At 60.2% G+C, this 19,466-nt stretch carries 17 protein-coding genes; 12 read left to right on the top strand and 5 right to left on the bottom strand.

Translation table 11 applies throughout. The features are described from left to right. Window positions 1-127 precede the first annotated feature (127 nt). Window positions 128-622, top strand: coding sequence for a GNAT family N-acetyltransferase (locus tag MME58_RS00465; RefSeq protein ID WP_223813409.1), 495 nt, complete (start codon window positions 128-130; stop codon window positions 620-622). A gap of 23 nt (window positions 623-645) precedes the next feature. Here the strand turns inward: MME58_RS00465 and MME58_RS00460 are convergent, their stop codons facing one another. The 5 genes from MME58_RS00460 to MME58_RS00440 all read right to left on the bottom strand — a co-directional run bounded on the left by MME58_RS00460 (window position 646) and on the right by MME58_RS00440 (window position 4,784). Further along, window positions 646-1,218, bottom strand: a complete 573-nt coding sequence (locus MME58_RS00460) for a hypothetical protein (RefSeq protein WP_055004940.1) — start codon at window positions 1,216-1,218, stop codon at window positions 646-648. A gap of 138 nt (window positions 1,219-1,356) precedes the next feature. Further along, a complete protein-coding gene (locus MME58_RS00455) occupies window positions 1,357-2,064 on the bottom strand; it encodes a hypothetical protein (RefSeq protein ID WP_055004929.1) in 708 nt (235 codons plus the stop codon). A 129-nt stretch (window positions 2,065-2,193) separates the two neighbouring features. Further along, entirely contained in the window at window positions 2,194-2,643 is a 450-nt protein-coding gene (locus MME58_RS00450) for a hypothetical protein (protein ID WP_054986730.1), read from the bottom strand. A 438-nt stretch (window positions 2,644-3,081) separates the two neighbouring features. Next, a complete protein-coding gene (locus MME58_RS00445; RefSeq protein ID WP_055004928.1) occupies window positions 3,082-3,795 on the bottom strand; it encodes a cupin domain-containing protein in 714 nt (237 codons plus the stop codon). A 131-nt stretch (window positions 3,796-3,926) separates the two neighbouring features. After that, the gene (locus tag MME58_RS00440) at window positions 3,927-4,784 is read right to left on the bottom strand and encodes a GNAT family N-acetyltransferase (RefSeq protein ID WP_055004927.1); all 858 of its coding nucleotides are present in this window, start codon (window positions 4,782-4,784) and stop codon (window positions 3,927-3,929) included. A 534-nt stretch (window positions 4,785-5,318) separates the two neighbouring features. On the opposite strand from MME58_RS00440, the gene MME58_RS00435 reads away from it, so the two are divergent. The 11 genes from MME58_RS00435 (at window position 5,319) to MME58_RS00385 (ending at window position 18,338) form a co-directional block, all read left to right on the top strand. Continuing rightward, a complete protein-coding gene (locus MME58_RS00435) occupies window positions 5,319-5,987 on the top strand; it encodes a haloacid dehalogenase type II (RefSeq protein WP_055004926.1) in 669 nt (222 codons plus the stop codon). Window positions 5,988-6,053: 66 nt separating this feature from the next. Beyond that, window positions 6,054-7,328 carry an NAD(P)/FAD-dependent oxidoreductase gene (locus MME58_RS00430; RefSeq protein WP_055004925.1) on the top strand — a complete coding sequence of 425 codons (1,275 nt, stop codon included), beginning with the start codon at window positions 6,054-6,056 and terminating at the stop codon, window positions 7,326-7,328. 93 nt (window positions 7,329-7,421) lie between these two features. After that, on the top strand, window positions 7,422-9,059 hold the full coding sequence (locus MME58_RS00425) for an ABC transporter substrate-binding protein (protein ID WP_055004924.1): 1,638 nt from the start codon (window positions 7,422-7,424) through the stop codon (window positions 9,057-9,059). A 31-nt stretch (window positions 9,060-9,090) separates the two neighbouring features. After that, a complete protein-coding gene (locus MME58_RS00420) occupies window positions 9,091-10,047 on the top strand; it encodes an ABC transporter permease (protein WP_054986724.1) in 957 nt (318 codons plus the stop codon). Beyond that, window positions 10,044-10,922 (top strand): ABC transporter permease, encoded by an 879-nt coding sequence (locus MME58_RS00415; RefSeq protein ID WP_055004923.1) that lies wholly within the window; start codon window positions 10,044-10,046, stop codon window positions 10,920-10,922. Before MME58_RS00420 ends, MME58_RS00415 begins: the two co-directional genes overlap by 4 nt. 1 nt (window position 10,923) lies before the next feature. Then, complete coding sequence (locus MME58_RS00410; protein ID WP_055004922.1) at window positions 10,924-12,765, top strand: ABC transporter ATP-binding protein; 1,842 nt, start codon at window positions 10,924-10,926, stop codon at window positions 12,763-12,765. Continuing rightward, window positions 12,762-13,073, top strand: coding sequence for a (2Fe-2S)-binding protein (locus MME58_RS00405; RefSeq protein WP_054986721.1), 312 nt, complete (start codon window positions 12,762-12,764; stop codon window positions 13,071-13,073). Before MME58_RS00410 ends, MME58_RS00405 begins: the two co-directional genes overlap by 4 nt. After that, complete coding sequence (locus MME58_RS00400; protein ID WP_055004921.1) at window positions 13,052-14,461, top strand: FAD/NAD(P)-dependent oxidoreductase; 1,410 nt, start codon at window positions 13,052-13,054, stop codon at window positions 14,459-14,461. The genes MME58_RS00405 and MME58_RS00400 overlap by 22 nt, the downstream gene beginning before the upstream one ends. Continuing rightward, on the top strand, window positions 14,458-15,612 hold the full coding sequence (locus MME58_RS00395; RefSeq protein WP_055004920.1) for an NAD(P)/FAD-dependent oxidoreductase: 1,155 nt from the start codon (window positions 14,458-14,460) through the stop codon (window positions 15,610-15,612). Before MME58_RS00400 ends, MME58_RS00395 begins: the two co-directional genes overlap by 4 nt. Beyond that, window positions 15,609-16,766 carry an acetylornithine deacetylase gene (gene argE, locus MME58_RS00390; RefSeq protein WP_055004919.1) on the top strand — a complete coding sequence of 386 codons (1,158 nt, stop codon included), beginning with the start codon at window positions 15,609-15,611 and terminating at the stop codon, window positions 16,764-16,766. The genes MME58_RS00395 and argE overlap by 4 nt, the downstream gene beginning before the upstream one ends. Window positions 16,767-16,880: 114 nt before the next feature. Then, window positions 16,881-18,338 carry an NAD-dependent succinate-semialdehyde dehydrogenase gene (locus MME58_RS00385; RefSeq protein ID WP_055004918.1) on the top strand — a complete coding sequence of 486 codons (1,458 nt, stop codon included), beginning with the start codon at window positions 16,881-16,883 and terminating at the stop codon, window positions 18,336-18,338. Window positions 18,339-19,466: the final 1,128 nt, after the last annotated feature.

Below are 19,466 nucleotides of genomic sequence, written 5' to 3'. Positions count from 1 at the left end.
TAAACATCTCTAGGGCTGCACCGACGTGTGGCCCTCGGAAATGCTGAAGCAGACGCCTCGACTTGTCGGGGCGTTTGCTTGTCTGGAATACTGATTTCCATTTGTGGCGATGACAAAGAGGTGGTTTGTGACCGCGATTCAGGTACGTCGTTTTGTGCCGAACGATGGGCAAGGTGTGTCGGCATTGATCCTGCCCATCCAGCGTGAAGAGTTCGGTATTCCCATCACCGCCGAAGATCAGCCTGACCTGAAAGCCATTCCGGAGTTTTACCAGACCGGTACGGGCGATTTCTGGGTGGCTGTGCAAGGTGAACGAGTGGTTGGAAGCATTGCGCTCAAGGACATCGGTGCAGGGCAGGCAGCGTTACGCAAGATGTTTGTCGCTGCGCCGTTTCGCGGTAAAGAATTTTCGGTGGCTGCACGACTGCTGGAGCGCCTGGTCGAGGAGTCGACTCGCAGAGGCGTGGTAGAGGTATTTCTGGGCACGACCGATAAATTCCTCGCCGCACATCGTTTCTATGAAAAGCACGGCTTCAGAGAGATCGCGAAAGAAGAACTGCCTGCAAGCTTTCCCTTGATCGCGGTGGACAGCAAATTCTACGCGCTGAGCCTGAACCCCTGAGCGATAAGGCGTTGCAGGCCTGTCTAACCCAACGGATTGAACCCGCTCGCCGCACTGCAATAGCGCTGGCGAGTGGCGGATTCGGGGAGGCGCTTGCACTGCTCCTTGAAGTGCACCTTGGCGCCTTTTCGGCATTCCCGGTACTCAATCGAGCCTCTGCGCCAGTTACGGCATACGCTGGTGCCGTCAATTTGAGCGTTTTTAACCATCCATTCAGCATAATAGGTCCGCTTCTTGTCCCACTGCCACACAACTGCCGAATCGATAAATTGCGCTGCTGCGAGCCTGCGCTGCGGCATCTGCTGTTGCGCTTTGTATTGGCTCATGTAACGCGCAGACACCATGCCCTGCGTGGTTGAGCCGGGTGATGTCTTTTGGCTTTTACCGAATCGACAAGCGACGACTGTTTCGTCGATGAGATTATCCGCCCCCATGCACTCACGTAGCGTTTGGGGGCGACCCGGTGTTTCGTGCAGTGGCAGGGCAGCAAGCTCCGGTGCGTCGGCAACAATGGCAGCAGGAGGTAGCGCGGGCGTGGCATCGATTATTTTCGGCAAGTGCCGATAATGAAACAGGCCATAGCCGCTCAGCCCCATGAGTACAAGCACGCTCAGTAGATTGCGCTGGAACGTCGAAGTCCTCCTCGACTTGCGCCGCGGAGCACGCGCGACTGCGTCCTCCTCATCGGCACTCAGGTTCTCGTAAGCCTTACGGTCATTCTTCATCCCTGGCAATCAAGCCTCCTGAATGGCTGACTGGCTTTTCAGTGTGTTGAAAATATTCATGGCCGAGCTATCCCCTGAGGTGATGTTGGCGGCGTAATTGGCGGGGTATTGCGTTTTTTCTATGGGGGGCAGCTGGTCGTAGTGGGCGAGAAGCATGACCAGTGTTTGCGTGCTTTTGCCAGTTTCGTTGTATTCGTCGGTATATCTTTGGCAGATGGCCCTTTTCCATATTTGCTCTTGATTGTAGTGTTCGGAATACGCTGCACCTCTTTCGTTAATTGTGAAGTCGCTGTCTTCGTCGTACATGATCAGCCTCAGTTGGTCCTGAGACAGCCCCGCAAACGGATTTGTTCCTGCCCCGTTCTGGAACGAAGTCGCTTGCCTGGCCCTTTCGAGCAGTACAGGGTCGTCCGTATCCGGTATCTCTGCATCGTGCAGTTTTCTATTGGCGTAATAACTGTTGCCTGCAATTTTTTCAATGATGCTGTTTGCCAGAGCGCCCAGACTTTTGAAGTCATGACTGTTGTCGCGAGTTTGGGCGCGCGCGGCACTATTGCTCAATTGACTGGACAGTGGCGAGAGAGTGGCGCTGTCAATGGCTGACGCAGAAATAAGCTCTTTCAGGCTGGAACTTATAGTTGTAGAGGAGGTGCTTTTCTCGACGGTCGGTAGTGCACTGTTAGACGTAGGGCGTGCGATGGATGTTGTATCAATCATGCTGCGTCCTCGCGGCAGAGGCCAATCCATGGCTTTATATTCACTTTCTGTATCGGCCAGGCCAGAGCCAGCTTTAGTTTTTCTGCTGAAAAACCTGCGTGTCAAAATGCGACACGCACGCCACGGAGCTTATTTCATCGTGAATTCAGCAGCCCACGCATAGGTGGAGAGATTGGTGGCACGAGAGGTCGCAGTACAGACGGCGCCACCTTCGGAATTTGCGGTCCGGTTCCACTTTGGCACCTTGACCCCGCCCGCACCTGGAAGCTTTATAAAGGTGGTCGAGAATAAGCAAACTTTGGAGCCCATGACGTAGCGGACACTGGCGTAACTTGTATCCGGTGACAGGGTGCTTTGCGTGGAGTAACTATCTGAATCCCCAGGCTTGACGTTTGGGGCAATAGCTGTTCTGGCATTCCGCTGCGTCGATATTTCGTTGCGAGTGACAACTTTATATTCGGCAACCTCCGTGCCCAGATTTTTAAATGTAACAGTCACCGGCGGCCCCGCGTGCGCAGCAACAGCGGCGCATAGTGTGGCGAGCGTGAACGAGGTCAGTAAGACTTTTTTGATTTTCATGATCGGTAGTTCCTGAGTCGAGTAATTAAATTCGTATTTTTTAAATAAAGCTAACGCAAGACGTCATTGAACGTTATTCATTCGCGACCGCAGCCTCTCATCCAGACAAAAACCGCTGGTGCGTGAGTGCTGAGGACGTGAGCACCGTTCTCGTAAAGCATTCTTGATGTAGAGGGCGTACAGAGGAAAATCCTATGCTTAAACATGGGGAATTCCGCTGGGCGGGCCAGAAGAAAAGATTAACTTTTCGCCGTCCGTGGTGATGTTTTAGCACGATGGGCGGGGAAGAAAAGTAGGAAGTTTCTGATTCTTGCTCAATCAGCCAATGACTATTATTATTCTTGTTTTTCAGTATCGAGTTGGGTTAACTGCGCTGGCAGACGTTATAAGTGTGCAGATTAGAGCGCCCCGCAGAGCTGAAGGGCGCATTCCTGTGTCTCACGTCACCGCATAAAACTTGCGCACATACCCCGTACTGGTCCACTTGCAAGGCGCGCCCTGTACAACGAATACGGTGTCGCCTGTGTTCACGGTCAGGCTTGGGCCGTTTTCCAGGCTCAGCACCACGCTGCCTTCGATCAGGTTCATCAGTTCATGGATTTTGTGCGGACGCGAGATGCGCTCGTAGGGCGTGGAATCCCAGACGCCGATACGCAGGGTGCTTGCGGTGTCTTCGAACAGGTTGTTGCTGCGGCACTGCGGCAGTGCGCTGATCATGATGCTCGGGTCTGGCGGTGAGGACGGTGTGAGCATGGCGAGGCGGTCGAGCGCGGTGAGGCCGGGTTTGTCGGGACCGCTGGCCTGAGTGGACGCGCAGAACGCCCAGAGGCTGTCCGGTTGCGCGTCAATGCGTACCTGCGTGCCTCGGCCGATCACTGCGCTTTCACCCGTCTTGATCGTGATGCTCTCGGTGCCGTAGGTCAGGATGACGGATCCGCGATGCATCACCAGCATTTCGGTGTAGGGATAGGCCTCCACTGACAATGACGTGCCGAAGTGAACGAGGCCAGCCGCAATACCCTGTTCATCGATGAACGCCGTGCGGCGGTCGTTATCGAACGGGTCATGCGCATCGATGGGGCCAGTGGTGAATTCGGTATCTACCGGGCTGAGGTCAGCGCGGGCCAATAGCAGGGCAGTGAGTTGGGGCATTGGTCAGGCTCCTGAAGTTGAAGCATTGATGATCGTTCCCACGCTCCGCGTGGTAATGCATTTCGTGACGCTCTGCGTCACCTGTTCGAGACCGGACGCGGAGCATGGGCACCTTGATGCCTTCCGGGCGATCAGCCGATCGCCTGGGTAATCAGCGCAAACTGGCGCACGCCCTGGCTGGCTTGCGGGATTGCGCCCATGCTCATGCAAGTCACGCTGTCGACGCGCTTGAGGCCGGCCTCGTCCAGCCATTCCGCCAGACCGCAGTCAACGGGAATGTCGATGCGTACAAAGGCATAGGGCACTTTGGCCAGCAGTTGCTCGATCATGTGTTTGGCTTGTTCCACGGTCTGGGCGACGACAGGGCCGATACACAGGCCACGGCCGAAGGGTCGCAGCAGGGCGAAAGCCTGCAACTGGCCGTCGCGCTCGATGCCGACGGCGTGCTCAAGGTTGTTCAACACATCACCCAGCGTTACCGAGCGATCCATGCCCGAACCCGCATTGGCCAGCTCCAGCACGCGGGCATGGTCAGCGTCACTCAGAACGCGGCAGCGTTCCAGTGCGTCTAATGCGGTCGTGCCAGGCAGTTGCGCCTGTCCCTGACGTTGCTGGACTTCGCCAAAACTGACAAACCCCATTTTCGCGTAGAGCGGCGCACCGGCCAGCGTGGCGTTGAGGATCGCCGTGCGCGGCGGAACACTGCCCACGGCCAGCTCCATCAGCTTGCGGCCGATGCCTTTGCCCTGGTAATCGTCGCTGACGATAACCAGGCCGATGGTGGAAAACTCGCCCTGATGGCAGGCAAAGGCGCTGCCAATCAACCGGCCGTTGTGCAACGCGACAAAACCCTGGGCGACGCGTTGCAGCATGGCCCAGTCCTCAAGTCGATGCGGCCACTTCAAGGCAATGGATAACTCATGAGCGTTGCCGACATCGGCTGCGGTCATGGGGCGAAATTCAAAGTCGAGGCGTTGCTGAGCGAGCATGACGTGTCTCCGTCCAGAAGGATGCACCGGCAAATAAAAGGATGCGGCAGGCTTGCTGTATCCCACCTGCTGCAGGCGCTGACAAGAGGTCTGCAAGCATTCGGCAGATTCCACAAACCGCCGTTCGCCAGACCACAGTTACTGCTTAAAACGGGCGAGTGCCCGGCAGCAAATGCTTGTGGTTTTTCCTCGGCTTCAAGCTCTTTATATAGCTGCTGGCATTTGCTGCTCGCAGATCGCCGGCGCGGCGCAGTTTCTGCGGTGCAAACCCGCGTGTTTGAGCCCGAGCGCCCTGAAAAGAGTCACAAAAGTGCCGAAAACCGGGGTTTGCCCAAGGCTGGAGCGCCCCGCAAAGTCTGCTGAGCACGCACCTCAAAACGGTGGTTTCTATCAAGCAGCCATCACTTTTAACGCCATATGCTGATTTCACGGTGTTGTAATGAGGTTGTGCTGCAGCGTGCATCACCGCCCTTGAAAATCAGGCCGGATTGCTCGTCATGCCATGACCTCAACGAACTTTCAGGACCGCACACAATGAGCTTTCTTCGACCAAAATTCATTACGTTCGACTGCTACGGCACGTTGACCAATTTCCACATGGGCACCATGACGCGCGAGCTCTTTGCCGACCGCGTTCCGGCTGAACAGATGGATCAGTTCGTCAAGGATTTTTCGGCGTATCGTCTGGATCAGGTCATGGGTGACTGGATGCCATACGACGAAATCCTCAAGGTCGCGCTGGCTCGTACCTGCAAGCGCTGGAACGTTGAATACCGCGAAGAAGGCCAGCTGTATTACGACGCCGTGCCTACCTGGGGCCCGCACGCCGACGTGCCCGCGGGCCTGGCAAAAATCGCCGACAAGATCCCGTTGGTGATTTTCTCCAATGCCAGCGACAGCCAGATCATGTCCAACGTCGAAAAGCTTGGCGCGCCGTTTCACAAGGTGTTCACCGCCGATCAGGCCAAGGTCTACAAACCGCGTCTGGCCGCGTTCGAATTCATGCTCGATAACCTGGGTTGCGGCCCGGAAGACATCTTGCATGTGTCCTCAAGCTTCCGTTACGACCTGTTCTCGGCGCATGACATGAAGATCCGTAACAAGGCCTTTGTGGCTCGTGGCCACGAACAACCCGCCAACAGTTTCTATGAATACCACCAGATCCCGGATATCGGCGGACTGGCCGGGCTGGTCGGCCTCTAAGCCGGGCAAACCGTGCAACACCGGCATTTTTCAAGGTGCTCTTCGATGAGTGACAAGGGGAACAGAATGCGCAGTGAGTCTTACTGGCTCGATACGGCTCCAGACTTTACCGGCGCGCAGGACGGCGCAGTGGAGGGGCAGGCTGACGTGGTGGTGGTCGGTGGTGGTTTCACCGGCCTTGCGGCGGCACGTGCATTGGCCTTGAAAGGTGCCAGCGTGGTGGTTCTGGACGCGGGCCGGGTGATCGGCGAAGCGTCGGGGCGCAATGGCGGGCAGTGCAACACCGGCGTAGCCCAGGACTATGCGTCGTTGAGCGCGACGCTGGGTGCCGATCAGGCACGCGAGTATTACAAGGCCTACGAAAGTGCGGTGCAGAGCGTCGTCACGGTGATCGAGCAGGAAAACATCGCCTGCGACATCAAGCGTAACGGCAAGCTCAAGCTGGCCGCCAAGCCAGGCCATTACGACGGATTGGCGCGCACGTGCGAGCTGATTCGTCGTGAGGTGGATGCAGACGTCGAGCTGTTGTCCGCTCAGGATGTGCGTGCCGAAATCGATTCGAACGAGTTTCACGGCGGCCTGTTGCAACGCAACGGCGTGCAGATCCACGTCGGACGTTTTGGCCTTGGCCTCGCCGATGCAGCCGTGCGCCATGGCGCGAAGGTGTATCAGGGCGCCACGGTGAAGGACTGGAAGGCCAACCGTGGCGGTTTTGTGGTCAACACGTCGAAAGGCTCCATCCAGGCCGGACAGGTGTTGCTGGCAACCGGTGCCTGCCAGCATGGCGGACTGGGCTGGTATCGCCGGCGCATTGTGCCGGTCGGCAGTTTCGTCATCGCCACCGAAGTGTTGCCGCAGGCACTGATCGACCAACTGTTCCCCAACCAGCGCGCTTACGTGACCAGCCGTTTGATCGGTAACTATTTCCGCCTGACCCCGGACAACCGTCTGCTGTTCGGCGGGCGGGCACGCTTCGCGATGTCCAACAGCAGTTCCGACGCCAAAAGCGGCAAGGTGTTGCAGGCGGCGATGGTGCAGATGTTCCCGCAACTGGCCCATGTCAGGGTCGACTACTGCTGGGGCGGGCTGGTGGACATGACCTCCGACCGTCTGCCGCGTGCAGGCGAACACAACGGCGTCTTCTACTCGATGGGTTACAGCGGCCACGGTGTGCAGATGTCGGTGCACATGGGCCGGGTGATGGCCGAGGTCATGGAAGGCAAGGCGCTGGCCAATCCCTGGAAAGACCTGAACTGGCCAGCCATTCCCGGCCACTTCGGCAAGCCGTGGTTTCTGCCTTTGGTAGGCGCGTATTACCGCTATCAGGACAGCCGCCACTGAGTTTTTGTTTAACCGTCGTCGTGTGTGCTTGAAGGACGCTCCGGCCAACCGTGAGCAACTCGGAATTTCCCCTTTTCGACAGGTAGAACTGATATGGCTGATAACAAAACCGACTCCGCATTGATCACAGGCCAAGACAGCCTGCGGGTTTTCGAAGGTCTCAATCGTGGTCTGTCGCGACGCGATGCGTTGCGCATGCTCGGTGTTGCAGGTGTGGTCGTGGCGGGCTCCTCCAGCCTGTTCGGCGCAGCGGGCAAGGTCTTTGCCGGCGACGCGGATGCGCCTGTCAAAGGCAAGCCGGGCGGCCGTATCCGGGTCGCGGGCATGTCCAGTTCTACCGCCGATACGCTTGATCCGGCCAAAGGCGCGCTGTCTACCGATTACGTGCGCCATTTCATGTTCTACAACGGCCTGACCCGTTTCGACAGCCATCTGGTTCCGCACATGGAACTGGCCGAGAAGATCGAAAGCGACAACGCAACGGTCTGGACCGTCACCCTGCGTCAGGGCGTGACCTTCCACAATGGCAAGGCATTGACCGCTGGCGACGTGGTGTTCTCCCTGTCACGCCACAAGGACCCGGCCACCGGATCGAAAGTCCTGCCGCTGATGGCGCAGTTTTCCGAGATCAAGGCCACCGGCCCGCTGGAAGTGCAGATCACCCTCAGCTCGCCCAACGCCGAACTGCCCTCGATCCTCGCGGTTTCGCACCTGCTGATCGTGCCGGAAGGCACTACCGACTTCAGCAAAGGCATCGGCACCGGCCCGTTCACCGTCAAGGAATTCAACCCCGGCGTGCGTTCGGTCAGTGCGCGCAACCCTAACTACTGGAAGCCAGGCCTGCCGTACCTGGACGAGATCGAATTCATCGCAATTGCCGACGAGCCGTCGCGGGTCAACGCGCTGCTGTCCGGCGACGTGCACATGATCAACGAGGTCAACCCGCGCTCGACCACACGCATCGCGGCCAGCGCCAGGCACCGTGTGGTGGATGCACCGTCCGGCAACTACACCGACCTGATCATTCGCCAGGACCAGATGCCCGGCAAGAGCCCTGAATTCACCGAGGCCATGAAGTACCTGCTGGACCGTGAACAAGTCAAATCGGCCGTGTTCCGGGGCTATGCCCGCGTCGGTAACGACCATCCGATTGCGCCAGGCTCGCGCTACTTCAACGCCGACCTGCCACAGCGCGCCTACGACCCGGAAAAAGCCAAATTCCTGCTCAAGAAAGCCGGCATGGAAAAGATCACCATGGCCGTCGCTGCATCCCCTGCCGCCACCGGTTCGGTGGACATCGCCGTGCTGCTGCAACAGTCGGCCAAACAAGCCGGGCTGACGCTCAATGTCAACCGCCTGCCGGGTGATGGTTACTGGTCCAACCACTGGATGAAACACCCGCTGAGCTTCGGCAACATCAACCCGCGGCCGAACGCCGACGTGATCTTCTCGCAGTTCTTCCAGTCCTCGGCACCGTGGAACGAATCCGGCTGGAAAAACGATCAGTTCGACCAGTTGCTGCTGCTGGCCCGCGGCGAGACCGACGACGCCAAGCGCGCCAAAATGTATGGCGACATGCAGACTCTGGTAAGCCAGAACTGTGGTATCGGCATCCCCGTGTTCATCAGCAATATCGACGGTGTGGATAAGCGTATCCAAGGCTATTCCAGCAACCCGCTGGGCGGTTTCATGGGTTACATGTTCAGCGAGCAGGTCTGGCTGGACGCGTAAATGCAACGCCGAACCGAGCAGGAGGATGCAGATGAATAGCAACACACTCTGGCTGATCGTGCAGCGCTTCGGTGCGGCGATCGTGACGTTGTTGATCGTTTCCATCGTGGTCTTCGCCATTACCGCGGTGTTGCCCGGAGACGCGGCACAACAGGCCCTCGGGCAATTCGCGACGCCTGAACAGGTCGCGGCATTGCGTACAAAACTGGGCCTGGATCAGCCAGGTGTGGTGCGTTACCTGCATTGGTTGACCAACCTGCTCAGTGGCGACTTCGGCGAGTCGGTGTCCAACGCAATGCCGGTGTCCGAGCTGATTGCCGGACGCTTTCCGAAAACCCTGATGCTGTCGGCAACCACCGCGCTGGTCTCGGTGCCGGTAGCGCTGGCATTGGGCATTGGCGCAGCGATGTACCGTGGCAGTCGTCTTGACGGTGCCCTGAGCTTCATCACGCTGACACTGGTGGCGGTGCCCGAATTTCTGGTGGCCACCCTGGCGGTGCTGGTATTCGCGGTCAATCTGGGCTGGCTGTCGGCGTTGTCGTATGGCGGGGACGTCAGCTCACCCTGGCAGTTCATGCGCACCTACGCGCTGCCGGTGATGACCCTGTGCTGCGTGATCGTGGCGCAAATGGCGCGCATGACCCGCGCCGCCGTCATCGATCAACTGGACAGCCCGTATGTGGAAATGGCTCGTCTCAAGGGCGTCAGCCCGGTACGTATCGTATTGCGTCACGCCTTGCCGAACGCCATCGGGCCGATCGTCAATGCGGTAGCGCTGAGCCTTTCCTACCTGCTTGGCGGGGTGGTCATCGTTGAGACCATCTTCAATTACCCCGGCATCGCCAGCCTGATGGTCGATGCGGTGACCAACCGTGACATGGCCCTTGTTCAGGGCTGCACGATGCTGTTCTGCTCCGCTTACCTTGGGTTGGTGCTGATGGCCGACCTGTGTGCAATTCTTTCCAATCCGAGGCTGAGAACCCAATGACCCTATTCATTGCGAAATCGACGCCCGCAGCGCCGGAACCGGTGCTTCGCAAAAAAGCGTCACGCCCGACCTCATGGCTTGGCCTGCTGGGCGCTACGGTGTGCTTCATCTGGTTGATGATCGCGTTGTTCGGCCCCTGGCTCGCACCGCATCCAGTGGGCGAAGTGGTTTCTGACAACATGTTCGAAAACATGAGCGCAGCCTATCCGTTCGGCACTGACTATCTGGGCCGCGACATGCTCAGCCGCGTGCTGGTCGGTGCGCGTTTCACCGTGGGCCTGGCATTGATCTCTGCCGTACTGGCCAGCGGCATCGGTACGCTTTGCGCTCTGCTGTCGGTCGTTGCGCCGAAATGGCTGGACGAAATCATCAGCCGTCTGATGGACGCATTCATCTCGATCCCCAGCAAAATGCTGGCGCTGATCATGGTGTCGGCGTTCGGCTCGTCCGAGGTGCTGCTGATCTGCACGGCGGTATTGAGCTACACGCCAGGCGCGTTTCGGATTGCCCGCAGTCTGGCCGTGAACATCGAAGCGCTGGAATACGTGCAAGTGGCACGTACCCGCGGCGAGGGCCGTGTCTATATTGCCTGCCGGGAAATCCTGCCGAACATGCTTAACCCGGTCATGACCGACCTGGGCCTGCGCTTCGGTTTCATCGTGTTACTGCTCAGCGGCATGAGCTTTCTGGGCCTCGGCGTGCAGCCACCCGATGCCGACCTTGGCTCGTTGGTGCGGGAGAACATCGGCGGGCTCAGCCAGGGGGCTCCGGCCATCGTGACTCCGGCGCTGGCCATCGGTACGCTGACCATTGGCGTCAACCTGTTCATCGACCGGCTGGCCTCGCGGCGCGGTCGTCGTTCGGGAGGGCATTGAGATGAGCCAGTTGATTCGTGTGCAAGACCTGCGCGTGGTCGCAGAAGGCGATCAGGGCGAGCTGGAGATCGTCAAGGGCGTCAGCTTCGCGCTGGAAAAAGGTGAAGTGCTGGCGTTGATCGGCGAATCAGGCTCCGGCAAGACCACCATCGCACTGGCCCTTCTGGGTTATGCCCGACGCGGCTGCAAACTGGCCGGCGGGGTGGTTCAGGTGGGCGAGCACGACATGCTTAGCCTGCCCGAAAGCCAATTGCAGGGCCTGCGCGGCAATCGTGTTTCCTATATTGCGCAAAGCGCCGCAGCCGCCTTCAACCCGGCCAAAAAACTCATTGATCAGGTGATCGAAGGTGCGCTGATTCACGGTCTGGGCAGCCGGGCAGACTTGCAGACCAAGGCCGTCGAACTGTTCCGCGACCTGGCTTTGCCCAACCCGGAGAGTATCGGCCAACGCTACCCGCACCAGGTTTCGGGTGGTCAGTTGCAGCGCGTTATGGCGGCCATGGCGCTGATCAGCGATCCGTTGCTGGTGATCCTCGACGAACCGACCACGGCACTGGACGTCACCACGCAGATCGACGTACTGCGTGCCTTCAAGCGGGTGGTTCGCGAGCGTGGTGCGACTGCCGTCTATGTCTCCCACGACCTTGCAGTCGTGGCGCAGATGGCCGATCAGATCGTGGTACTCAACGGCGGGCGGATCATCGAACAGAGCAGCACTGCGGCGCTGCTCAAAGGCCCGGAGGACGCCTACACCCGAAGTTTGTTGGCGGCTGCCCGGCCTGACGCGGTACTGAAACCGGCCAGCGAAGTGGTCAAGGACAGCACACTGCTGACCATCAGGGGCCTGACCGCAGGCTATGGCAAAAAGAACCTGCAAGGCATGCCGATGATTCGCGTGCTGGAAGACATCGACCTGACCATCCGCCGTGGCCAGGCCGTCGGCGTGATTGGCGAGTCCGGCTCGGGTAAATCAACTCTGGCCCGTGTGGTCGCCGGTCTTCTGGATCCGGCGCACGGCAGCCTGACGTTCGACGGTTCCGAATTGTCCGGCACCCTGGCTGGGCGCACAGAAGAGCAGTTCCGGCGCATCCAGATGGTGTTCCAGAACGCCGACACGGCGCTCAACCCGATGCACAGCATCAACGCAATTCTGGCTCGTCCGCTGAAAATGTATTTCGGACTGAAGGGCAAAGCCTTGCGCGAGCGCATTGACGAGCTGATGGACTTGGTACGCCTGCCCCGCGATCTGGCCGAGCGGCGGCCCAACGAACTGTCGGGTGGCCAGAAACAACGCGTCAACCTGGCCCGCGCACTGGCGGCCAAGCCGGACCTGATCCTCTGTGATGAAGTGACCTCGGCGCTGGACACCGTGGTGGGCGCGTGCATCCTTGAACTGCTCGGCGAGCTGCGCCGCAAGCTGGGTGTTTCCTACCTGTTCATCAGTCATGACATCTCCACTGTGCGCGCACTGTGTGACGACATCGTCGTGATGTACAGCGGCCACAAGGTCGAAGAGGGCAGCCGCGAAGCCTTCAGCCGCGTGCCGTTCCATCCGTACACCGACTTGCTGGTGCATTCGGTGCCGGAACTGCGTCAGGGCTGGCTGGAAACCTGTGGTGTAACCAGCGGCAAACTGCCGCCCATCAGCGCCCCGGCCAACAATCCGGAACTGTGCACCTTTCTCAATCGCTGCCCGGCCCGTGTCGAAGGCCTGTGCAACAAGACCGCGCCGGGCCGCCGCGTGATCGCAGGCGGCAGCGAAATCCTTTGCCACCGCGACAGCGACGAGCTGCAAGCCGTGCAACAGAACCTGAACCCTGTGACCGTCGGAGCCTACGCATGAACGGCCGTTTTGTGAGACTGGGCGAGCGTGATCGCCCAGTCGTGAGCCTGCTGGTCGATGGTGCGCCCATCGAGGCATTGCAGGGCGACACCCTGATGGTGGCCTTGCTGACCCGCAAAAGCACACTGCGCCAGTCCGAGTTCGATCCGGGACGTCGTGCCGGTTTTTGCCTGATGGGCGCCTGCCAGGACTGCTGGGTCTGGACACGCAGCGGCGAACGGCTGCGCGCCTGCTCAAACGAAGTCCGCGACGGACTCGATATCGTCACCACCCAACCGGAGGCGAAATGGCCACTTCTTCACGGTTAGACGTTCAGAACCCTGCCGGCCCGAGGGTCGTCATCATTGGTGCCGGCCCGGCAGGCACCCGTTGTGCTGAAACATTGGTGGCTGCGGGCATCAAGCCGATCCTGATCGACGAAAACCGGCGTGACGGCGGGCAGATCTATCGCCGTCAGCCAGAGGGCTTCAAGCGTGACTATTCAGCGCTGTACGGCACTGAAGCGGCCAAGGCGCGTGACCTGCACGAAAGCTTTGATCGCCTGCGCTCGCAGATCGACTATCGCCCCGACACGCTGGCCTGGAACCTCACGTACGGCGAACTTTGCTGCGCCAGCCAAGGCGTGCATACCATGGTCGAATACGACGCGCTGATCCTGTGTGCCGGTGCCACGGACCGGCTGATGCCGATCAAGGGCTGGCAACTGGCAGGCACTTACAGCCTGGGCGGCTCGCAGATTGCGCTCAAGGCTCAATCCGTCTCCATCGGCAGCCGCGTGGTGTTCATGGGCAGCGGTCCGCTGCTGTATCTGGTCGCCAGCCAGTACGTCAAAGCGGGTGCCGATGTGGCCGCTGTGCTCGATACCTCGCCGTTCAGCAAGCGCCTTGGCGCGATGCCCAAGCTGCTGTCGCGCCCCGGCCTGTTGTTCAACGGCATGAAATTGCTCGGCCAGCTATACAGCGCCAAGGTACCGGTACATCTGGGTGTGCAGCCCGAAGAAATCATGGGCAGCGAACAGGATGGCGTGACCGGCGTGCGCGTGAAGCTGGCCAATGGCACCTCGCTGAACATCGATTGCGATGCGTTGGCGCTGGGTTATCACCTGCGTCCGGAAACCCAGCTGGCGGACCTCGCCGGCTGCCAGTTACGCTTCGACGAAGCGTCAGGGCAATGGGTGCTGGCGGTCGATGAAGAGGGCCGCACTTCGGTCAAAGGCGTTTATGCCGCTGGCGACGGCGCGAAAATTCGCGGAGCCGATGCTGCCGAACAGGCGGGACGCCTGGCGGCAATGGCGCTGCTGGAAGATCTTGGCCGGCCTGTGGATAACGCGCGCAAGGAAGAGGTGCGCAAGAACCTGGTCGTCATGGATCGTTTTCGTGTCGGGCTGGCACACGCGTTTCCCTGGCCTGCTGCCCAGGCCGCTGCGCTGCCCGATGACGCCATTGTCTGCCGCTGCGAGATGATCAGCGCAGGCGAATTACGCAGTGTCGTGCGTGAAAAGGGTGCCTGCGAAGTCAATCGTGCCAAGGCCTTCAGTCGCGTCGGCATGGGCCGCTGCCAGGGGCGTTATTGCTCTCAAGCCGGTGCCGAGGTCATCGCTGCCCAAGCCGGTGTGCCGGTCGAGCAGGTCGGTCGCCAGCGCGGTCAGGCACCGGTCAAACCGTTGTCGATGCTGATAGACGAGGTGACCTCATGAAACAACCAAAAGTCGATGTGCTGATTGTCGGCGGTGGCTTCATGGGCTCCGCGTCAGCGTTCTTTCTGCGCCAGCGCGGCAAGTCGGTAACGCTGCTGGAGCGCGATGTGATCGGTCAGTACGCCAGCGGCGTCAACTTCGGCAACGTGCGGCGTCAAGGCCGGCACCTTGGTCAGCTGGAACTGGCCAACCGTTCCAGAGCCCTTTGGCAGCGGCTGCCGGAGTTGATCGGTGAGGACCTGGAGTTTCTGCCCAGCGGTCACATGCGCGTCTGCTATCGCGAGGATGAAATCGCCGAACTGGAAGCTTACGCAGCAGCCCCGCAAGCCCGTGAGCTGGACCTGAAAATCTATAGCGGCAAAGCTTTGCACGAGCGCTTCGAATTTCTTGGGCCAGACGTGAAAGGCGGCTCTTACGCGCCGCACGACGGCCACGCCAATCCGCGCCTCGCAGCGCCCGCATTTGCACGCGCCGCGACGCGTGCCGGGGCACGCATCGAAGAGCGTACTGAAGTGGCGCATGTCGAAAAAACAGGCAACGGTTTTGAAGTCACCACCACCGACGGGCGCATCTTCACCGCCGACCAGTTGCTGATCACGGCGGGTGCCTGGGGTCAGAAACTCTCCGAGCAGTTTGGCGAACCCGTGCCGCTGGAAACCAACGGGCCGCAGATGGCCGTGACCGAGCCGGTGCCTTATGCGCTGCCGACAGTGATCGGCGTGTTCACCAAAATCCCTCACGAAGTGATCTACTTCCGGCAGATCGCACGCGGCAACATCATCATTGGCGGTGGTTTTCGCAGCAAGCCCGACATGATCAACCGCCGTGCCAGCGTCGAGCCGCGCAGCATCATCAATCAGGTCCAGCAAATGCGCCGTCTGTTGCCAGGCGTCGGCAACCTGAACATCATCCGCGTATGGAGCGGCATCGAAGGCTACACACCGGATTCGCTGCCGGTGATGGGCCGCAGCGGCAAGGTCGACGGCCTGTTCTACGCGTTCGCCTTCTGCGGCCACGGATTTCAGCTCGGTCCAGGCGTGGGCGACGTGATGGCCGAACTGATCAGTACAGGCGCGACCAGCACCTCGATCAGCCCGTTCGACATTCGTCGTTTTGACATTCGCACCGACCAAGTGAGTAAAGCCTCATGAGCCCACGCGCACTGGAAATCCTCAAACGCCTGATCGCCTTCGACACCGTGTCGTCGGAGCCGAACATGGCGCTGATCGAATACGTCCGCGAACTGCTGGCCAGCAAGGGCATCGAGTCGCTGATCGTCAAGGACGAAACCGGCAAGAAAGCCAACCTGTTCGCCAGCACCGGCCCACGCGACGTGCCGGGCGTGCTGCTGTCGGGGCACACCGATGTGGTGCCTGCGGCCGGCCAGGCCTGGACGATGCCGCCGTTTCAGGCAACCCTGCGTGACGGGCGCATCTACGGCCGTGGCACCTGTGACATGAAAGGCTTCATTGCCCTGGCCATCGACGCGATGCTCGATGCTGCGGACATGGCGCTTATCCGCCCGCTGCAACTGGCGCTGTCCCACGATGAGGAAATCGGCTGTGTCGGGGTGCGCCGTCTGTTGGATGTGCTGCATCTGGCACCGGTGCGTCCGTTTCTGTGTGTGGTAGGCGAGCCCACGCTGATGCAGTTTGCCGTCGGACACAAAGGCAAAGCGTCCTATCGCACATTCTGCCGCGGCCAGGAGGCGCATTCCTCACTGGCACCCCGCGCAATCAACGCGATTCATCTGGCCAGCGATTTCATCGCCGAGCTGCGCAAGAGCCAGCAACGGATCGAGCAGCAGGGCGCGCGTGACGAGGGCTACGACATTCCTTACAGCACCGTGCAAATCGGCCGTATCGATGGCGGCAAAGCGCTGAACATTGTGCCTAATCTCTGCACCATGGAGTTCGAATACCGCAACCTGCCGGGCGACCACCCTGATCTGCTGCTTGAGCAATTGCGCGAGCGTGCCGAGGTGCTGGTGCGTGAAGCGCGGCAGCTGTCGGGCGTGGCCGCCATCGAGATTGAAGTCATGAACGAATACCCGGCGCTGGAGACCCATCCCAGCGTTGAAGCAGTGCGTATGCTGCATGCGTTTGCCGAGCCCGGCACCCAGCACATCAAGGTGTCCTATGGCACCGAAGGCGGCCTGTTCGCAGGTCGACTCAACGTGCCGGTGGTGGTCTGCGGGCCAGGCTCCATCGAGCAGGCGCACAAGCCGGACGAGTTTATCGACGAGAGCCAGCTGAATGCGGGCGAGCGCTTTTTGCAGAGCCTGCTGGGGTCGTTGAAGCAGTAGAGGCTGCCGTCCGGGGGCAAATTTCAGCATCGGACGCTGCCGTTACTGCGCTTTCAGCATCCTGGACTGCGGCGTCTGCCTAGACTGGCAGTCATCCCGGAACAGGACTCGACCATGCTCAAGAATCAGTTGAAAGACCCCAGCCTGCTGGTAGACCGCGCCTACGTTGACGGGCAATGGATCAGCGCGGACGGTGGTGCAACACTGACCATCAACGACCCGGCGACCGGCGAGGCGCTGGCGCACGTTCCGGCCCTGCAAGGCGTCGAAACCCGGCGAGCCATCGAAGCGGCAGATCGTGCCTGGCCAGCCTGGCGCGCACGTCCCGCTGCCGAGCGTGCTGCACTGCTGGAGCGCTGGCATCAGGCGATGCTCGACAACGTCGACGACCTCGCGCTGATCATGACCCTTGAGCAGGGCAAGCCGCTGAACGAATCGCGCGGCGAGATCCGTTACGGTGCCAGCTTCGTCAAATGGTTCGCTGAAGAGGCGCGCCGCTCCTACGGGGAAACCATCCCCGCGCCCAGCGCAGACCGCCGTTTGATGACGCTCAAGCAGCCGGTGGGTGTCTGTGCAGCGATCACCCCGTGGAACTTCCCCAACGCCATGATCACCCGCAAGTGCGCACCAGCGCTGGCTGCCGGTTGCCCGATCATCGTCAAGCCATCGGACCTTACGCCATTGTCAGCCCTGGCGCTGGCGGTGCTGGCCGAGCGCGTGGGCATTCCTGCCGGAGTGTTCAACGTCATCACCGGCCTGCCGATTGGTATTGGCGAAGAGCTGACCGGCAACCCGGTGGTGCGCAAGATTTCCTTTACCGGCTCGACGCCGGTCGGCCGCCTGCTGATACGCCAAAGCGCCGAACACATCAAGCGCCTGAGCCTGGAACTGGGCGGCAATGCGCCTTTCATCGTGTTTGACGACGCCGATCTGGAACAGGCAGTGGCAGGCATCATGCTCAGCAAATTCCGCAACGCCGGGCAGACCTGCGTGTGTGCCAACCGGATTCTGGTGCAAAACGGTATCTACGACCGTTTCGCTACCAGGCTGGTGGAGGAAGTGAGCAAACTCAAGGTCGGCAACGGTCTGGAACAGGGCGTGACCATCGGCCCGCTGATCAACCCGGCAGCGGTCAGCAAAGTCACTCGGCACATTGACGATGCGCTGAGCCAGGGGGCGAAACTGCTGCATGGCGGCCGTCCAGAGGGCGACAGCCAGTTCGTACAGCCCACGGTACTGGGCGAAACCCATGCAGGCATGTTGCTGGCCAACGAAGAAACCTTCGGCCCGGTTGCGCCGCTGATGCGCTTCACCGACGAAGCCGAGGCGCTGGCGCTGGCCAATGCCACACCTTATGGCCTGGGTGCGTATTACTTCACGCAGGACCTGCGCCGCTCATGGCGCTTCGGCGAGGCCCTGGAGTTCGGCATGGTCGGCCTCAACACCGGCATCATTTCCATGGAAGTCGCGCCCTTCGGCGGCATCAAACAATCCGGCCTGGGCCGCGAAGGCTCCAGCTACGGACTGGATGAATACCTGGAAGTGAAGGCGTTTCATGTGGGTGGGTTGTAGCGCGCAAAACGTGCGAAGCTCTGCGTGTCCACAATCTCTCGTTTTTTGTAGGAGCGGACTTGTCCGCGAACTGCCGGAAACCGGCAGCAAAACCGATGCATACGGTGCATCAGACACAATCAAGGTGGCCTGTTTTAGGACCGCTTCGCAGCCCATCGCGGACAAGTCCGCTCCCACGCCCTCCGGGCAGAAGCTGTATTGATTCTGCCCGGGGGTGTGGGGATCGTGCGACGCTTAGCTTGTCCACAACCGCCCGTTTTTTGTAGGAGCGGACTTGTCCGCGAACTGCCGGAAACCGGCAGCAAAACCGATACATACGGTGCATCAGACACAATCAAGGTGGTCTGTTTTAGGACCGCTTCGCAGCCCATCGCGGACAAGTCCGCTCCCACGCCCTCCGGGCAGAAGCTGTGTTGATTCTGCCCCGGAGTGTTGGGATCGTGCGACGCTCCGCTTGTCCACAACCGCCCGAGACGTAGGAGCGGACTTGTCCGCGAACTGCCGGAAACCGGCAGCAAAACCGATGCATACGGTGCATCAGACACAATCAAGGTGGCCTGTTTTAGGACCGCTTCGCAGCCCATCGCGGACAAGTGCGCTCCCACGCCCTCCGGGCAGAAGCTGTGTTGATTCTGCCCCGGAGTGTTGGGATCGTGCGACGCTCCGCTTGTCCACAACCGCCCGAGACGTAGGAGCGGACTTGTCCGCGAACTGCCGGAAACCGGCAGCAAAACCGATGCATACGGTGCATCAGACACAATCAAGGTGGTCTGTTTTAGGACCGCTTCGCAGCCCATCGCGGACAAGTCCGCTCCCACGCCCTCCGGGCAGAAGCTGTATTGATTCTGCCCGGAGTGTTGGGATCGTGCGACGCTCCGCTTGTCCACAACCTCCCGTTTTTTGTAGGAGCGGACTTGTCCGCGAACTGCCGGAAACCGGCAGCAAAACCAGCTGCTTCGATGTACCAGACACAGCCGAGGTGGCCTGTTTTAGGACCGCTTCGCAGCCCATCGCGGACAAGTCCGTTCCCACGCCCTCCGGGCAGAAGCTGTGTTGATTCTGCCCCGGAGTGTTGGGATCGTGCGACGCTCCGCTTGTCCACAACCGCCCGAGACGTAGGAGCGGACT

This window comes from Pseudomonas syringae pv. tagetis, from assembly GCF_022557255.1.
Lineage (GTDB): Bacteria > Pseudomonadota > Gammaproteobacteria > Pseudomonadales > Pseudomonadaceae > Aquipseudomonas > Aquipseudomonas caricapapayae.
This window is presented reverse-complemented; position numbering and strand designations above follow the sequence as displayed.

What these genes read in the sequence shown, in the direction of transcription:
- MME58_RS00415 (WP_055004923.1), top strand. Translation starts at nt 10,044, where the DNA reads ATGACCCTATTCATTGCGAAATCGACGCCCGCAGCGCCGGAACCGGTG.
- argE (WP_055004919.1), top strand. Translation starts at nt 15,609, where the DNA reads ATGAGCCCACGCGCACTGGAAATCCTCAAACGCCTGATCGCCTTCGAC.
- MME58_RS00460 (WP_055004940.1), bottom strand. Translation starts at nt 1,218, where the DNA reads ATGGGGCTGAGCGGCTATGGCCTGTTTCATTATCGGCACTTGCCGAAA.
- MME58_RS00420 (WP_054986724.1), top strand. Translation starts at nt 9,091, where the DNA reads ATGAATAGCAACACACTCTGGCTGATCGTGCAGCGCTTCGGTGCGGCG.
- MME58_RS00440 (WP_055004927.1), bottom strand. Translation starts at nt 4,784, where the DNA reads ATGCTCGCTCAGCAACGCCTCGACTTTGAATTTCGCCCCATGACCGCA.
- MME58_RS00405 (WP_054986721.1), top strand. Translation starts at nt 12,762, where the DNA reads ATGAACGGCCGTTTTGTGAGACTGGGCGAGCGTGATCGCCCAGTCGTG.
- MME58_RS00425 (WP_055004924.1), top strand. Translation starts at nt 7,422, where the DNA reads ATGGCTGATAACAAAACCGACTCCGCATTGATCACAGGCCAAGACAGC.
- MME58_RS00410 (WP_055004922.1), top strand. Translation starts at nt 10,924, where the DNA reads ATGAGCCAGTTGATTCGTGTGCAAGACCTGCGCGTGGTCGCAGAAGGC.
- MME58_RS00385 (WP_055004918.1), top strand. Translation starts at nt 16,881, where the DNA reads ATGCTCAAGAATCAGTTGAAAGACCCCAGCCTGCTGGTAGACCGCGCC.
- MME58_RS00395 (WP_055004920.1), top strand. Translation starts at nt 14,458, where the DNA reads ATGAAACAACCAAAAGTCGATGTGCTGATTGTCGGCGGTGGCTTCATG.
- MME58_RS00400 (WP_055004921.1), top strand. Translation starts at nt 13,052, where the DNA reads ATGGCCACTTCTTCACGGTTAGACGTTCAGAACCCTGCCGGCCCGAGG.
- MME58_RS00445 (WP_055004928.1), bottom strand. Translation starts at nt 3,795, where the DNA reads ATGCCCCAACTCACTGCCCTGCTATTGGCCCGCGCTGACCTCAGCCCG.
- MME58_RS00430 (WP_055004925.1), top strand. Translation starts at nt 6,054, where the DNA reads ATGCGCAGTGAGTCTTACTGGCTCGATACGGCTCCAGACTTTACCGGC.
- MME58_RS00455 (WP_055004929.1), bottom strand. Translation starts at nt 2,064, where the DNA reads ATGATTGATACAACATCCATCGCACGCCCTACGTCTAACAGTGCACTA.
- MME58_RS00450 (WP_054986730.1), bottom strand. Translation starts at nt 2,643, where the DNA reads ATGAAAATCAAAAAAGTCTTACTGACCTCGTTCACGCTCGCCACACTA.
- MME58_RS00435 (WP_055004926.1), top strand. Translation starts at nt 5,319, where the DNA reads ATGAGCTTTCTTCGACCAAAATTCATTACGTTCGACTGCTACGGCACG.